The sequence below is a fragment of the Streptomyces sp. NPDC056128 genome (assembly GCF_042263835.1).
Classification (GTDB): Bacteria; Actinomycetota; Actinomycetes; order Streptomycetales; family Streptomycetaceae; genus Streptomyces.
In genome coordinates, this window is the sequence record NZ_JBHJVQ010000004.1 from 361,395 (window position 1) to 375,470 (window position 14,076).

Annotated in this window: 14 protein-coding genes; 7 read left to right on the forward strand and 7 right to left on the reverse strand. The window is 70.9% G+C overall.

Annotated features, from left to right (window positions below; all coding sequences use genetic code 11):
- Window positions 1-12: 12 nt before the first annotated feature.
- The 3 genes from ACFC1X_RS12300 to ACFC1X_RS12310 all read right to left on the reverse strand — a co-directional run bounded on the left by ACFC1X_RS12300 (window position 13) and on the right by ACFC1X_RS12310 (window position 2,023).
- On the reverse strand, window positions 13-828 hold the full coding sequence (locus ACFC1X_RS12300; RefSeq protein WP_125491162.1) for an SAM-dependent methyltransferase: 816 nt from the start codon (window positions 826-828) through the stop codon (window positions 13-15).
- Window positions 829-898: 70 nt separating this feature from the next.
- Window positions 899-1,147: a DUF397 domain-containing protein gene (locus ACFC1X_RS12305; RefSeq protein ID WP_376351748.1), complete on the reverse strand. Its 249-nt coding sequence runs from the start codon at window positions 1,145-1,147 to the stop codon at window positions 899-901.
- Window positions 1,148-2,023 carry a helix-turn-helix domain-containing protein gene (locus ACFC1X_RS12310; RefSeq protein WP_376351750.1) on the reverse strand — a complete coding sequence of 292 codons (876 nt, stop codon included), beginning with the start codon at window positions 2,021-2,023 and terminating at the stop codon, window positions 1,148-1,150. It lies immediately after the preceding gene.
- A gap of 263 nt (window positions 2,024-2,286) precedes the next feature.
- Here ACFC1X_RS12310 and ACFC1X_RS12315 point away from each other — a divergent pair, with 263 nt between their 5' ends.
- The 4 genes from ACFC1X_RS12315 (at window position 2,287) to ACFC1X_RS12330 (ending at window position 5,546) form a co-directional block, all read left to right on the forward strand.
- Window positions 2,287-2,694 carry a hypothetical protein gene (locus ACFC1X_RS12315; protein WP_376351753.1) on the forward strand — a complete coding sequence of 136 codons (408 nt, stop codon included), beginning with the start codon at window positions 2,287-2,289 and terminating at the stop codon, window positions 2,692-2,694.
- Between the two features lie 140 nt (window positions 2,695-2,834).
- Window positions 2,835-4,028, forward strand: coding sequence for a glycoside hydrolase family 64 protein (locus tag ACFC1X_RS12320; protein ID WP_376351756.1), 1,194 nt, complete (start codon window positions 2,835-2,837; stop codon window positions 4,026-4,028).
- Between the two features lie 103 nt (window positions 4,029-4,131).
- The gene (locus ACFC1X_RS12325) at window positions 4,132-4,989 is read left to right on the forward strand and encodes a family 16 glycosylhydrolase (protein ID WP_376351759.1); all 858 of its coding nucleotides are present in this window, start codon (window positions 4,132-4,134) and stop codon (window positions 4,987-4,989) included.
- Between the two features lie 140 nt (window positions 4,990-5,129).
- Window positions 5,130-5,546 (forward strand): DoxX family protein, encoded by a 417-nt coding sequence (locus ACFC1X_RS12330; protein WP_376351761.1) that lies wholly within the window; start codon window positions 5,130-5,132, stop codon window positions 5,544-5,546.
- Here the strand turns inward: ACFC1X_RS12330 and ACFC1X_RS12335 are convergent.
- The gene (locus ACFC1X_RS12335; RefSeq protein WP_376351764.1) at window positions 5,511-5,657 is read right to left on the reverse strand and encodes a hypothetical protein; all 147 of its coding nucleotides are present in this window, start codon (window positions 5,655-5,657) and stop codon (window positions 5,511-5,513) included. The two genes, ACFC1X_RS12330 and ACFC1X_RS12335, sit on opposite strands and share 36 nt — an antisense overlap.
- Before the next feature lie 265 nt (window positions 5,658-5,922).
- Here ACFC1X_RS12335 and ACFC1X_RS12340 point away from each other — a divergent pair, with 265 nt between their 5' ends.
- The 3 genes from ACFC1X_RS12340 (at window position 5,923) to ACFC1X_RS12350 (ending at window position 9,500) form a co-directional block, all read left to right on the forward strand.
- Window positions 5,923-6,267, forward strand: coding sequence for an STAS domain-containing protein (locus ACFC1X_RS12340; RefSeq protein WP_376351767.1), 345 nt, complete (start codon window positions 5,923-5,925; stop codon window positions 6,265-6,267).
- 79 nt (window positions 6,268-6,346) lie between these two features.
- The gene (locus ACFC1X_RS12345) at window positions 6,347-8,569 is read left to right on the forward strand and encodes an alpha-N-acetylglucosaminidase (protein ID WP_376351770.1); all 2,223 of its coding nucleotides are present in this window, start codon (window positions 6,347-6,349) and stop codon (window positions 8,567-8,569) included.
- Between the two features lie 49 nt (window positions 8,570-8,618).
- On the forward strand, window positions 8,619-9,500 hold the full coding sequence (locus tag ACFC1X_RS12350) for a glycerophosphodiester phosphodiesterase (RefSeq protein WP_376351772.1): 882 nt from the start codon (window positions 8,619-8,621) through the stop codon (window positions 9,498-9,500).
- A gap of 1 nt (window position 9,501) precedes the next feature.
- On the opposite strand, the gene ACFC1X_RS12355 is transcribed toward ACFC1X_RS12350, so the two are convergent.
- From ACFC1X_RS12355 to ACFC1X_RS12365, 3 genes are all read right to left on the reverse strand, one after another.
- Window positions 9,502-12,426 (reverse strand): FAD-binding and (Fe-S)-binding domain-containing protein, encoded by a 2,925-nt coding sequence (locus ACFC1X_RS12355; RefSeq protein WP_376351775.1) that lies wholly within the window; start codon window positions 12,424-12,426, stop codon window positions 9,502-9,504.
- A gap of 104 nt (window positions 12,427-12,530) precedes the next feature.
- Window positions 12,531-12,938: a RidA family protein gene (locus ACFC1X_RS12360; RefSeq protein WP_376351778.1), complete on the reverse strand. Its 408-nt coding sequence runs from the start codon at window positions 12,936-12,938 to the stop codon at window positions 12,531-12,533.
- Window positions 12,935-14,062: a mandelate racemase/muconate lactonizing enzyme family protein gene (locus ACFC1X_RS12365; RefSeq protein WP_376351780.1), complete on the reverse strand. Its 1,128-nt coding sequence runs from the start codon at window positions 14,060-14,062 to the stop codon at window positions 12,935-12,937. The genes ACFC1X_RS12360 and ACFC1X_RS12365 overlap by 4 nt, the downstream gene beginning before the upstream one ends.
- Window positions 14,063-14,076: the final 14 nt, after the last annotated feature.

Below are 14,076 nucleotides of genomic sequence, written 5' to 3' on the forward strand. Positions count from 1 at the left end.
TGCCGCGCGCCGTTACGGCTTGCGGGCCACCGCGCCGTACATCGCGATGTCCTCGTCGCGGATGCCCTGCTCCCCCGCGCCGTCCGGGTGCCACTTGTGCACCTGGACGATGCCGGGTTCGACCAGGTCCAGGCCGTCGAAGAACTCGTGCGCCTCGTCGAGGGTGCGCAGCCGCATCGGCATGTCGCGGGCCGCGTACTCCCGCGCGACCCGGCCGACCTCGTCCGGGGCGAACTCGGCGGTGCCGATGGTCATCGCCAGGTAGCTGCCCGACGGCAGGGGCTCCAGGAGGCGGCGGACGATACCGACCGCGTCGTCCTCGTCGAGGACGAAGTGCACGATCGCGATCACGGTGAGCGCGACCGGCCTGCCCAGGTCCAGCGTCTTGCGGAACTCGGCGGATTCGAGGACGTCCTCCGGATGCTGGAAGTCCGCCTCGATGTACGTCGTCCGGCCCTCGGGCGTGCTGGACAGCAGCCCCTGGGACAGGGTGAGGACGATCGGGTCGTTGTCCACGTAGACCACGCGCGACTCGGGCGCCACCGACTGCGCGATCTCGTGCAGGTTGGGTGAGGTCGGGATGCCGGTGCCGATGTCGAGGAACTGGCGTATGCCCGCCTCCTCCGCCAGCCAGCGCACCGCGCGGTTCATCCAGTCCCGGTTGGCGCGCATGTGCACGGGCAGCGCGGGCCACTCCGCGGCCATCGCGTCGCCCGCCTCCCGGTCGGCCGGGTAGTAGTCCTTGCCTCCCAGGATGTAGTCGTAGATCCGGGCCGAGTGCGCGTGCTCGGTGTCGATCCGGTCGGCCGGCCATCCGCTGTCGGACAACGTTCGCCCCTCTCCGTCAAGTCGTGCGGTACCAGTGATCTCTCGGTGGAACCTACGGCAACCGGCCCGTTCAGTAGAGGAAGTCGGCCTGTCCCGCCTTCACACCGTCCAGGAAACGCGTCATCTCGTGGGGCGTGAAGACGAGCGCCGGGCCGTCCGGGTCCGAGGACTGACGCAGCGCGATCCGTCCGTCGCCCAGCCGCCGCACCTCGACGCAGGCGCCGCCCACGTCGTCGCTCCACGGCTTGACCCACTCGTGGGGTCCCGGTTCCGGGGACGGTGTCCCGGAGCCGGCGGAGTGCTGTGGGTGGTGGTCCATTCAGAGCTCCTTGCGTAGCGCGCCGAGGAGTTCCTCGGTGCTTCGGGCCGGTACGGCCTGGGCGCCCAGGCGGTCCAGCGCCTCGCGGTAGACCACCACGTCGTCGCCCTTGTCCAGGTAGACGGCGCCCACGAGTCCGCTGAGGTAGACGATGTCGGGGAGTTCGGGAGCCCGGAAGCGGAAGACGTGGAACGCGCCTGCCCGCATCGCGGGGTGCGGGCCCCCGGCGAACGGCATGATCTGGAGCGTGACGTTGGGCAGCCGGCCCACCTCGATCAGGTGGTCCACCTGCTCCCGCATCACCTCGGCGCCGCCGACGGGCCAGCGCAGGACCGTTTCGTCCATGACGACCCACAGCCGGGGCGGCTCGGGGCGGGTGAGGATCTCCTGGCGCCGCATGCGCAGGGCGACCCGGCGCTCGGTGGCGACGGAGGAGGCGTGCGGATTGCCCGCGCTCAGCAGGGCCCGCGCGTAGGCCGGGGTCTGGAGCAGTCCGTGCACGAACTCGGGCTCGTAGGCGCGGATGTGCAGGGCCGCCTGTTCCAGGCTGAGGTAGGCGGCGAACCAGTCCGGCATGACGTCGCGGTAGGTGTGCCACCACCCCCGTTTGTTCGCCTCGCGGGCCGACTTCAGGAAGGTGTCGATCTCCTGCTGGTCGCGGACGCCGTAGTACTGGAGCAGCTTCTCCACGTCCGGCAGCCGCAGGCGGGCCACCTTCGCGGCCTCCATGCGCCGGATCGTGGAGTGGCTCACCCCGATCGACTCGGCGGCCTGTTCGAAGGACAGACCGGCCCGGGTGCGCAACTCCTCCAGCTGTCTGCCGAGGATCATGCGCAGCACGGAGGGGGCACCGCCCCAATCGGTCTCCGAGGTCACACCATCTCCTTCTTCGCGGCTGCGCGCCCGGCCTCGGGTGCGCAGTCTGCCACGGCGGGCGTCCCCGTCCGAGGAGCATGCATCCACTCAACTGCAATTTTCAACTTGCCGGTTGCGTACGGTTGCTGACGGATGACACAGTGGTTCCACCGCCCCCTTTCTTCACGTCCGGGTCGGTCTCGCATGACAACGTTCTCCTGGTGATCCGCCGGTTGTGCGCGTCGGCAGACCGCGCTCCCCCGCCCGGCCAAAGGACACCCCCCATGGACCTGCAGCACACTCGTGATCCACGTCCGTCCACGGCCCTCGCCCCGCTGTCCCTGCCCGCCGGACTGCGCACCGGTCTCGGGCACGACGCGGTGGGCACCTCGCCGGACCACGGCGAGCGCATCCTGGCCTGTCTGCCCCGCGCGGGCTGCGTCTTCGCCGACCAGGGGCGCTGGTGGTGGATCGTCCCGTCGGGCTCCGACATCGGGGTCGCGTGGCCGCGCGGCGCCCTCTACGTGAGCGGCGACCCTTCCTGGACCCGGGCGCGCGCGGAGACCCGGCCGTCGGGTCCGCGCATGGTCCACGGACCCGACGGCGACTCGCCGTACACCGCGCCCATACCGCTGTACTTCCTCGTCTGCCGGCTCACCGGCGTGACGCCGCGCTGGTCCCTGACCCCCTGAAGGAGTGCGGGCCGCCGGGTCGGGTTCCGCTTCACCCTCCGAAGCTGGAGCGCCATCTTCCGATTCATTTCGTTCACCTTGTTGACATGTACAGGGAAGCGCTACAACGTTGCAAGTCCCCCCACACCAAGGAGGACCGTGTGCTTTCCCCACGCAAGCTGACGGCGTCCCTGGCCGTCGCGGCGTCCCTCGGCGCCGTCGCCGTCGTCACAGGGCCGGCCGAACCGGCCTCGGCCGTGCCGGACACGATCCCGCTCACCCTGAAGAACGACTCGGGCAGCGGCGAACAGGTCCACGTATACGTGATCGGCACCGAACTGGCCTCCGGCAAGCAGGGCTACGCCGACGAGAGCGGAACCTTCCACGCCTGGCCGGCCGGTGGCGCCCCGCCGGTCCCGGCCCCCGACGCGTCCTTCGCCGGCCCGGCAAACGGCGGGTCAAAGACCGTTCGACTTCCGAAGTTCTCGGGCCGCGTCTACTTCTCCTACGGCCAGAAGCTGGACTTCCGGCTCGCCGACGGCGGGCTCGTCCAGCCCGCCGTGCAGAACGCCGACGATCCCAACCATGACACCCTGTTCAACTGGACGGAGTACACGCTCAACGACTCCGGTCTGTGGATCAACTCCACCCAGGTGGACATGTTCTCGGCCCCCTACTCCGTCGGCCTCACCGCGGGCGACGGGTCCACGAAGCGCACCGGTTCGCTGAAGCCGGGCGGCTACAAGGCCGTCGCCGACGGACTCACCCAGCAGGGCGGCGGCTGGGAGGGGCTGGTCCAGAACCGCGCCGACGGAACGCCGCTGCGCGTACTGGCCCCCGGGCACGGCGTCGGCTCCGGCGACCTGCCCGCCGGTGTGCTGGACGACTACATCGACCGTGTCTGGAGCAAGTACGCCACCGACACGCTGACGGTCACGCCGTTCAAGGACCGGCCGGACACGAAGTTCTTCGGCAAGGTCAACGGGGACCGGATGGACTTCACCGACGGCTCCGGCGCCGTGGTGACCTCCTTCGAGAAGCCGGACTCGGACTCCGTCTTCGGCTGCTACAACAAGCTCGACGCACCCAACGACCAGGTGCGCGGGCCCATCTCGCGGACCCTGTGCGCGGCGTACAACCGGTCGACGCTGCTGACCAACTCCGAGCAGCCGGACGCCGACGCGTCGGGCTTCTACCAGGACGGCGTCACCAACCACTACGCCCGCCTCATCCACGCGCAGATGCAGGACGGGAAGGCGTACGCCTTCGCGTTCGACGATGTCGGGGCCCACGAGTCGCTGGTGCACGACGGCGCCCCCAAGGACGCGGCGATCACCCTGGAGTCCTTCGACTGACCGGCCGGCCCCACCCACGCCCGGACAGTCCACCCCGCACCACCTTCCCCCCACCCGAGTGCCCGCTCCCGCGTCGTGGGAGCGGGCCCACGAAGGGAGAGACATGAACTCCCCACGCTTGATCCGCAGTTGCCTGCTCACCACCCTGTCGGTCGGTCTGGTGGCCGCCGCCGCGGTCGCGCCCGCGCACGCGGACCGCCCGGCGGAGACGGCCGCGGTCGTGACGTTCTCCGACACCTTCGACGGACCCGCCGGGTCCGGCGTCGACTCCGCCAAGTGGCAGCTGGAGACCGGGGACAACGTCAACAACCACGAGCGGCAGTACTACACGCCCGGCACCGACAACGCGAAGCTCGACGGCCAGGGGAACCTGGTGATCGAGGCCCGCCGCGAGAACCCGGGCAACTACCAGTGCTGGTACGGCTCGTGCGAGTACACCTCCGCACGGCTCAACACCTCCGGCAAGTTCACCGCCACCTACGGGCACGTCGAGGCCCGCATGAAGATCCCGCGTGGACAGGGCATCTGGCCCGCGTTCTGGATGCTGGGCCAGGACATCGGCGAGGTTGGCTGGCCCAACTCGGGCGAGATCGACATCATGGAGAACGTCGGCTTCGAGCCCTCCACCGTCCACGGCACCATCCACGGCCCCGGCTACTCCGGCTCGGGCGGCATCGGCGCGGGTTACACCCTGCCGAACGGCGAGGCCTTCGCGGACGACTTCCACACCTTCGCGGTGGACTGGGCCCCGGACAGGATCACCTGGTCGGTCGACGGCACCGTGTACCAGACGCGTACGCCGGCCGATCTGAACGGCAACCGGTGGGTCTTCGACAAGCCGTTCTTCCTCATCCTGAACCTCGCGGTCGGCGGCTACTGGCCGGGCGACCCCGACGGCTCGACCACCTTCCCGCAGCAGCTGGTCGTCGACGAGGTGAAGGTGACCACGAGCGGCGGCTGACGGCCGACGGTTCCACCGGTCGGGGCCGGCGTTGAGTCGATCGCCGCGCGCGCACGTAGGGAGTACGGGAGGAGTCTCGTACTCCCCACGGCCGCGTCGTGCGCGGCCGCACGCCGTACGACCCGAGGGAGCGCCCACCGATGAGCACCGCCCGCCTGAACGACCGGCTGGCCAGGCAGCAGCCCCTGGTACTCGGCCTGTTCCGCATCGTCCTGGGCCTGCTGTTCACCAGTGAGGGCGCCGCGACGGTCTTCGGGCTGCTGGACCGGCCGGCCAGTCCCGTGGGCGACTGGCCGTTCTGGTACGCCGGGGTGATCGAGCTGGTGGCTGGCGCCCTCGTCCTCGTCGGCGCGGCCACGCGCGGCGCGGCGTTCCTCTGCTCGGGGATCATGGCGTTCGCCTACTTCACCGAGCACCAGCAGGACGGGCTGTTCCCGCTCCAGAACGGCGGGCTGTCCCCGGCGCTGTTCTGCTGGGGCTTCCTGCTGCTGGTCTTCTTCGGGCCGGGTGCCCTGTCCCTGTCAGGGCGAGGTGGTCGTGGCCCCGGCGGCGCCTGAGGCGTCCTCCTCCGGGGCCGCCGGAGGCGGGAAGATCAGGTCCTCGAGCGCGTCGGCGGCGAAGAGGAAGGCCATCATCACGACCGGTAGCAGAAGCGCGAGCAGAATCACAGGACCTCCCGGTAGGTCGGTCTGTGGGCTTCGTGGCCCGGCTACCAGGATGACCCCGAATGGCGGAACCCGCACGGCGGGGCCGGGGGCCGTAGTGACCGCATTTCATTTCGAACAGACGTTCCGAGGGTGATCGGAGCCCCTTCTCGCACACCGCATCGCGGCCCCCACCTGCACCTCAGGTGATCCTTTGGCCAACCGTTCATGCATATGCAGAACGAATGTGCGGCGCAACCTCTGCCCACGGCATCGCCGTTGGGTGCGTATGGAACCTCCGATCGAGATCAACTACAGCGATGTCGGCGGCTGGACCGTCGTGGAGATCCGCGGTGAGGTGGACGTGTACACCGTGCCGACGATCAGGCAGCACATGATCGAGCGCCTCGCGGACGGACTCCGCCGGTTCGTCATCGACCTGCGCGGGGTGGCGTTCATCGACTCCATGGGCCTGGGTGTCCTGGTCGGCGCCCTCAAGCGGGTCCAGGCGGTCCGCGGCGAGCTGAAACTGGTCATCACCGACGCCCACACCAAGCAGCTCTTCGCGCTGACCGGGCTGCGCCACGTCTTCCCCATCTACGACTCGGTGTACCAGGCGAGACGTACGTCATGACCGGATGTCTTCTTGACGGTGGGCTCCCCCGCCCCCATATTCACCAACACCCCCTCTACAACCCCCACAGAGGTGACCTGTGAGAGGCCTCAGACCCTGGGCTGCCGTCCACGCAGCCACCGCCCTCCTCCTGCTCACCACGGCTCTCACCCCCGGCACCTCTTCCGCGGCCTCCTCCCCACCGGGCGCGCCCGCCTTCGCCACGCACCCCGCCAGGGCGGCCCTCGCCCGCCTGCTCCCCCGCCATGTCTCGCAGTTCAGCCTGGTCCCGGCCGCCCGCCCCGCGTCGGGCGACTACTTCAGCGTCTCCGGCAGAGCGGGCCGGGTGCGCGTCCGGGGCACCAGCCCGGCCGTGATCCTCAGCGGCGTCAACTGGTACCTCAAGCACACGGCGAAGGTGGACCTCGGGTGGCCCGGGCGGAGTACGGCGAAGCTGCCGCGCACGCTCCCGGCGCCCACCGGGACCGTCCACCGGCAGGCGTCGGTGCCGCACCGCTTCGCGCTCAACGACACCGACGACGGCTACTCCGGCGCCTACCGCGACTGGGCCTCGTACGAAAGGCAGATCGACCTGCTCGCCCTGCACGGGGTGAACGAGGTCTTCGTGCAGATGGGCGCCGACGCCGTGTACCACGAGACGTTCCAGGAGTTCGGCTACTCCGGGAAGGAGCTGAGGGCCTGGATCCCCGGCCCGGCGCACCAGCCGTGGTGGCTGATGCAGAACATGTCCGGCTTCGCCGGTCCCGTCTCCGAGCGGCTCCTCCAGGACCGCGCCGACCTCGGACGCCGGATCGCGGACCGGCTGCGACGGCTCGGCATGACCCCGGTGCTGCCCGGCTACTTCGGCACGGTGCCCCCGGGATTCACGGAACGGAACCCCACCGGGCCGGTCGTCCCGCAGGGCGAGTGGGTCGGCTTCGAGCGGCCCGACTGGCTGGATCCGCGCAGCGAGGTCTTCCGCCGGGTCGCCGCCTCCTTCTACCGCCACCAGCGTGAGCTGTTCGGCAACTCGTCCATGTTCAAGATGGACCTGCTGCACGAGGGCGGCCGGCCGGGGAACGTGCCGGTCGGGGACGCCGCCCGAGCGGTGATGGACGCACTGCAGACCGCCCGTCCCGGTGCCGTGTGGGCCCTGATCGGCTGGCAGAAGAACCCTTCGCCGGAGATTATCGACGCCGTCGACAAGAGCAGGCTGCTCATCGTCGACGGGCTGTCCGACCGCTACAACGGGCTCGACCGGGAGACCACCTGGCACGGCGCGCCCTACGCGTTCGGCACCATCCCCAACTTCGGCGGCCACACCACCATCGGCGCCAACACGGCCGTCTGGGCGGAGCGGTTCGACCAGTGGCGGACCAAGCCCGGCAGCACCCTCGCGGGCATCGCCTACCTGCCCGAGGGCACCGGCGGCAACCCGGTCGCCTACGAGCTGTTCACCGAACTGGCCTGGCGGACGGGCCCGGTGGACCAGCGGGCCTGGTTCGCCGCCTACGCGTCACGCCGCTACGGCGGCCCCGACCCGCACGCGGCCCGCGCCTGGGAGCTGCTGCGCACGGGCCCGTACAGCACGCCCTCCGGCACCTGGAGCGAGTCGCAGGACAGCCTGTTCACCGCCCGCCCCCGGCTGACGGCCACCAACGCGGCCAGCTGGAGCCCCGGCGCGATGCGCTACGACCCGGACACGGTGCACAAGGCGCTGGCCGAGTTGCTGAAGGTCGCGCCGGCGCTGCGCACGACCGACGCCTACCGCTTCGACCTGGTGGACGTCGCCCGTCAGGCGCTGGCCAACCGCAGCCGGTCCCTGCTCCCGGAGATCAAGACGGCCTACGACGCCAAGGACCTGCCCCGCTTCCGTGCGCTGGCCGCGGAGTGGAAGAGCGACCTGGCCCTTCTCGACCGGCTGCTGGCGACCGACACCCGGTTCCTCCTCGGCCCGTGGCTGGAGGACGCCAAGTCCTGGGGCCGTACGCGGGCCGAGCGGGCCGCCGCCGAGTTCGACGCCCGTTCGATCCTCACCACCTGGGGGCACCGCTCCGGCAGCGACACCGGCGGGCTGCGGGACTACGCCAACCGGGAGTGGTCGGGGCTCGTCCGCGACTTCTACGCGATGCGGTGGACGACGTACCTCGACTCCCTCGACACGGCGCTGGTCACCGGCCGCCCTCCGGCCGCCATCGACTGGTTCGCGCTGGAGAACGCCTGGAACCAGGAGCGCGACCGCTACCCCGTCCATCCCTCGGGCGACCCCGTGGCCGCGGCCACCGCGGTCCTCGCCGCCCTGCCCGCCGCCGCGGGCGGCTGACGGTACGTCACGAACAGTCCCGCACCGAGCTACGAGGGAAGGACCGCGCATGCGCTTCACCGTGCTCTCGGAACCGGACGGCAGACGCTCGGCCAGACGTGCGGGTGTCGTCGTGGCCGCGCTGGGCGGTCTGGCCCTGGCCCTGACGACGACCACCGCACACGCCGCGCCCGACGACCCCGACGCCATCGCCCACCGCGGCTCCTCCGGCATGGCACCCGAGAACACCGCCGCCGCCATCGACCTCGCCGTCACCCAACGCGCCGACCACGTCGAGATCGACGTCCAGCAGACCAAGGACGGCAAACTCGTCAACTTCCACGACTGCACCATGGAACGCACCACCAACATCGAAGACCTCTACCCCGACCGCCCCCGCTACCGCGTCTCCGACTTCACCTGGAAAGAACTGAAACGCCTCGACGCAGGCTCCTGGTTCCACAAGAAATACACCGGCGAACCCCTCATCACCGTCGACGACGTCATCCGCCACATCGACCGCACCCGCACCGGACTCCTCGCCGAAATCAGCCCCTGCGGCCACTACACCGACATAGCCACCGACTTCGCCGACCACCTCCACAACAAACCCTCCTACCTCCGCCGCGCCCTCGCCCGCGACCAACTCGCCGTCCAGTCCTTCCAGACCGACGACGCCCAGCAATTCCACACCCGCATGCCCGACATCCCCATCGGCATCCTCGACGCCAACCGCCCCACCGACGCCGAACTCCTCCAGCTCAGCCAATGGGCCGACCAGATCAACCCCCAGCACACCGTCACCGACCAGACCCTCGTCGACCGCATCCACGAACTCGGCATGGACATCAACGTCTGGACCGTCGACGAACCCGGCGCCATCCGCAACATGGCCGCCCTCGGCGTCGACGGCATCATCACCGACTACCCCCAGACCCTCACCCAGCGCTGAGTCAGGGGCGGGTCGCCCGGTCCAGTTCGATCAGGACCGAGTGGTACGCGCGTCCCGTCGCCCGGTCCATGCCGATCTCGCACATGCGGTTGGCGGACAGGTGGGCGTCGTAGTCGCGCGAGGTGACCTCGGCGGCCTCCTTCGCCGTCGCGGACGCCGTCAGCTCCTTGTGCAGCATGCCCCGGTCACCGGCGAAGGCGCAGCATCCGGCGTCGTCCGGGACGACGACCTCGTCGGCGACCGCCTCGGCGACCTCGCGCAGTTGGTCGACGTCGCCGAGGTGCTGCATCGAGCAGGTGGGGTGCAGTACCGCCGAGCGGGCGGTGCGCCGGATCGTCAGTGCGGGCAGGAGTTCCTCGGCGGCCCAGACGACGGAGTCGACCACCGTGAGGTGCCGGTGCAGTTCCCGGTTGGCGTCGGTGAGGTAGGGGACGACCTCGTCGGCGATGCCCAGGGTGCAGGAGGAGGCGTCGACGACCAGCGGGAGCCTTCCGCCGTCGGTCCAGGCCCAGGCGGCCTCGACGACGCGGTTGGCCATCACGGTGTTGGCGTCCTCGTAGCCCTTGGAGTGCCAGATCGTGGAGCAGCAGGTGCCGGCGACGTCGTCCGGGATCCAGACCGGTTTGCCGGCGCGGGCCGAGACGTCGACCACGGCCTGCTGGAGCGAGGGGGTGTCGTCGCTCTCGGGGCCGCCGAAGATGCGGTTGACGCAGGCGGGGTAGTAGACGGCCCGCGCGTCCGCCTTCGCGGTGCGGGGCACGGCGCGGGTGGCGGCGCCGGGGATCTCCGGCAGCCATTCGGGCACGAGGTCGGGGCGTACGGCCTTGCGGGCGAGGCCGGTGGCGGCCGTCAGCAGCCGGTCGGCGATCCGGTCGGCCGCGCCCACGGCCAGGCGCGCCGACGTCTCGACGGCCTTGAACCGCCTCGCGGTGAGCGCGGCGATCCGCTCCTCGCGCGGGGAGTGCCGCTGGTGCCGGAAGTCCTTCATCATGGCGCCGGTGTCGATGCCGACGGGGCAGGCGATCCGGCAGGTGGAGTCGCCCGCGCAGGTGTCGACGGCGTCGTAGCCGTAGGAGGCGAGGAGCTGCTCCTCCACCGGTGAGCCGTCCGGCTGGCGCATCATCTCCCGGCGCAGCACGATCCGCTGGCGTGGCGTAGTCGTGAGGTCGTGGCTGGGGCAGGTGGGTTCGCAGAAGCCGCACTCGATGCAGGGGTCGGCGACCGCTTCGATGCCGGGGATCGTCTTGAGGCCGCGCAGGTGGGCCCTGGGGTCCCGGTCCAGGACGATCCGGGGGGCCAGGACGCCGTCGGGGTCGACGAGTTGCTTCGTGCGCCACATCAGCTCGGTCGCCCTCGGGCCCCACTCCAGCTCCAGGAACGGGGCGATGTTGCGTCCGGTGGCGTGTTCGGCCTTCAGCGACCCGTCGAAGCGCTCCACGGTCATCCGGCAGAAGTCGTCCATGAAGGCGGCGTACCGGTCGACGTCGGGCGCCTTGGACGCGTCGAAGGCGAGCAGGAAGTGCAGGTTGCCGTGGGCGGCGTGACCGGCGACGGCCGCGTCGAATCCGTGCTCGGCCTGGAGCCGGAGCAGGTCCTCGCAGGCGTCGGCCAGCCGGGACGGCGGGACCGCGAAGTCCTCCGTGATCAGCGTGGTGCCCGCGGGCCGGGAGCCGCCGACCGCGGTGACGAACGCCTTGCGGGCCTTCCAGTACCCCGAGACGACCTTGGCGTCGCGGGTGAACTCGTTGGTCACGGAGGGGACGGGGGCGACGAGACTCAGCCGCTCCAGGACCCCGGCCGCCGCCCTTTCGTACGCCTCCTGGCCCGCCTCGTCCGGTGCCCGGAACTCCACCAGCAGCGCGGCGGTCTCGCGCGGCAGTCCCGCCCAGTCCGCCGGCACGCCCCGCACGCTGACCGAGGCGCGCAGGGTGTTGCCGTCCATCAGCTCGACGGCCAGGGCCCCGGCCTCGTTGAAGAGGGGCACGGCCGCCGCCGCCGCGGTCAGCGAGGGGAAGAAGAGCAGGCCGCTGGTGACCCTGCGGTCCAGCGGCAGGGTGTCGAAGACGACGTCGGAGATGAACCCGAAGGTGCCCTGGGAGCCGACCATCAGACCGCGCAGGATCTCCACGGGCGTGGTGCCGTCCAGGAAGGCGTCGAGCCGGTAGCCGTTGGTGTTCTTGATCTCGTACTTGGCCCGGATGCGGGCGGTGAGTGCCGCGTCCGCCTCGATCTCCGCCTTGAGGGCCAGCAGGCCCGCGCACAGGTCCGGCTCGGTGCGGGCCAGCCGCTCGTCCGCGTCCGGGTCGGCGGTGTCGACGACGGTGCCGCTCGGCAGCACGAAGGTCAGCGAGGCGAGGGTGCGGTACGAGTTGCGGGTGGTGCCGGCGGTCATGCCGGAGGCGTTGTTGGCGACGACCCCGCCGACGGTGCAGGCGATGGCGCTGGCCGGGTCGGGGCCCAGGACCCTGCCGTACCGGGCGAGGGTGGCGTTGGCCCGCATGACGGTGGTGCCGGGCCGGATGCGGGCCCGCGCGCCGTCGTCCAGGACCTGCACGCCGGTGAAGTGGCGGCGGACGTCGACGAGGATGTCCTCGCCCTGGGCCTGGCCGTTCAGGCTGGTGCCGGCGGCGCGGAAGACGAGGTCGCGGCCGTGGGAGCGCGCGTACGCCATGATCGCGGAGATGTCCTCGGTGGTCTCGGGCAGGACGACGACCTGCGGGACGAACCGGTACGGGCTGGCGTCGGAGGCGTACTTGACCAGGTCGGAGACCTTCCAGCGGACCTTCTCCGGACCGAGCAGTGCGGTCAGCTCCGTGCGGAGCCGTTCGGGCGTCCCCGAGGCGCCTCGGTCGGGGACCCGGTCGGCCGCGGCGGCGCGGGCCGATCCCGGGCGGAGGCTGTCCGGCTTGGGCTCCAGCAGGGGCATGACGTTCGTCTCCCACACGGTCTCGGTCGGTGCTGATCAGCGTACGGCTGCGAAGGGCTCGCGTGCCCCTGGGTGTGCCGGGGCACGCGAGCACGGAGGGGTGGTCACCCGGGCGTCTCCGGGCCGGGCAGGACGGCCACCACGTCGATCTCCACGAGGATGTCCATGAGGTCCGACCCGACGGTGGTGCGCACCGGGCAGGGCTCGTCGAAGAACTCGCGGTAGGCGGCGTCGTACGCGGCGAAGTCCCGCTTCAGGTGTTGCAGGTGCGTGGTCACCTTCACGACGTCCCGCGGGGAGAGCCCTTCCTCGGCGAGGACCGCGCGGACGTTGCGCAGCACCTGTGCGGTCTGTGCGCCGACGCCTTCGGGCACCTCGCCGGTGGCCGGGTCCTGGGGGCCGAACCCGGCCGTGAACAGGAGTCCGCCCGCCACCACGCCCTGCGCGTACGCGCCCGCCGGCCGGGGAGCCCCGGTCGTGCGCACGGCTCGTTTTCCGGTCGGCCCGCTCATCCGGTGAGGTCTCCGTCCCGCTCGTTGACCCCGGCGTAGTGGCGGAGCTTGTCCTCGTCCACCCGCACGCCCAGGCCCGGTCCTGACGGCACGCGCAGCCTGCCGTTCTCCAGGTGCAGCGGCTCGATGATGTCGTCCGCGTGCAGGTAGTACATGCTGTCGATCGCCCGGGAGAGGACGGGTGTGCTCGACACGACGGCCAGGTGCGCGGCCGTGGCGATGCCGAGTTCCCCGCCGCTGTGCAGGTTCATGCCCAGGCCGAAGGTCTCGCAGTGCGCGGCGAGCGCCTTGGTCGCGGCGATGCCGCCCCACTTGTAGACGTCACCGTGGATGACGTCCACGGCGTTCAGCCGCATGGCGGGCGCGAAGTCCTCGAAGCGGACGACGCACATGTTGGTGCACAGCGGGATGCGGACCTTCGCCTTCACCTGGCTCATGCCCTCGATGCCGACGCACGGGTCCTCCAGGTACTCCAAGTCGAGTTCCTCCAGCGCGATCCCGGCGCGGACCGAGTCGGGGACGGACCAGGCGGCGTTCGGGTCGACGCGCAGGTTCACCTCGGGCAGCGCCTCGCGGAGCGCGCGCAGGATGGCGACGTCGCCCGCGCAGTCCTTGGTGCCCTTGAGCTTGACGGCGTCGAATCCGCCCTCGGCGACGACGCGCACGGTGTGCTCCGCCAGGGCCTTGGGCAGGTCCGCCGGCGTGGCGCCCGGCGCGTCGGCGCGGGTGATCAGCGCGGTGATCGGGACCTCGTCGCGTACGGGGCCGCCCAGCAGGTCGGTGAGGGACTGGCCGGTCGCCTTGCCCATCGCGTCCCAGCAGGCGACGTCGACGGCGGCGATCGCCGCGTAGCCGAGGTAGCCGTAGAAGAACGGCACCATGTGCTGCTTGCGGTGGAAGCTCTCCAGGGCGAAGGGGCTGGTCCCGATCAGGTCGGGGGCCAGTTGCCGGACGATCGCGGCGACCGGGGCGCCCCACATCGTCTCGCCCCAGCCCTCGACGCCGTCGTCGGTGCGGATGCGGACGACGGTGCGGGTCTCGCCGGTCTTGGTCTCGAACGAACTCGTGAAGGGGTTGACCAGCGGGAGGTTGACGACCCACACGTCCACGTCGGTGATCTTCATTGCTTCTCCTTGTC

Excerpts from the sequence above, each read along its gene's own strand:
- ACFC1X_RS12305 (WP_376351748.1), bottom strand. The coding sequence starts at position 1,147 with ATGGACCACCACCCACAGCACTCCGCCGGCTCCGGGACACCGTCCCCG.
- ACFC1X_RS12315 (WP_376351753.1), top strand. The coding sequence starts at position 2,287 with ATGGACCTGCAGCACACTCGTGATCCACGTCCGTCCACGGCCCTCGCC.
- ACFC1X_RS12325 (WP_376351759.1), top strand. The coding sequence starts at position 4,132 with ATGAACTCCCCACGCTTGATCCGCAGTTGCCTGCTCACCACCCTGTCG.
- ACFC1X_RS12330 (WP_376351761.1), top strand. The coding sequence starts at position 5,130 with ATGAGCACCGCCCGCCTGAACGACCGGCTGGCCAGGCAGCAGCCCCTG.
- ACFC1X_RS12340 (WP_376351767.1), top strand. The coding sequence starts at position 5,923 with ATGGAACCTCCGATCGAGATCAACTACAGCGATGTCGGCGGCTGGACC.
- ACFC1X_RS12350 (WP_376351772.1), top strand. The coding sequence starts at position 8,619 with ATGCGCTTCACCGTGCTCTCGGAACCGGACGGCAGACGCTCGGCCAGA.
- ACFC1X_RS12355 (WP_376351775.1), bottom strand. The coding sequence starts at position 12,426 with ATGCCCCTGCTGGAGCCCAAGCCGGACAGCCTCCGCCCGGGATCGGCC.
- ACFC1X_RS12360 (WP_376351778.1), bottom strand. The coding sequence starts at position 12,938 with ATGAGCGGGCCGACCGGAAAACGAGCCGTGCGCACGACCGGGGCTCCC.
- ACFC1X_RS12365 (WP_376351780.1), bottom strand. The coding sequence starts at position 14,062 with ATGAAGATCACCGACGTGGACGTGTGGGTCGTCAACCTCCCGCTGGTC.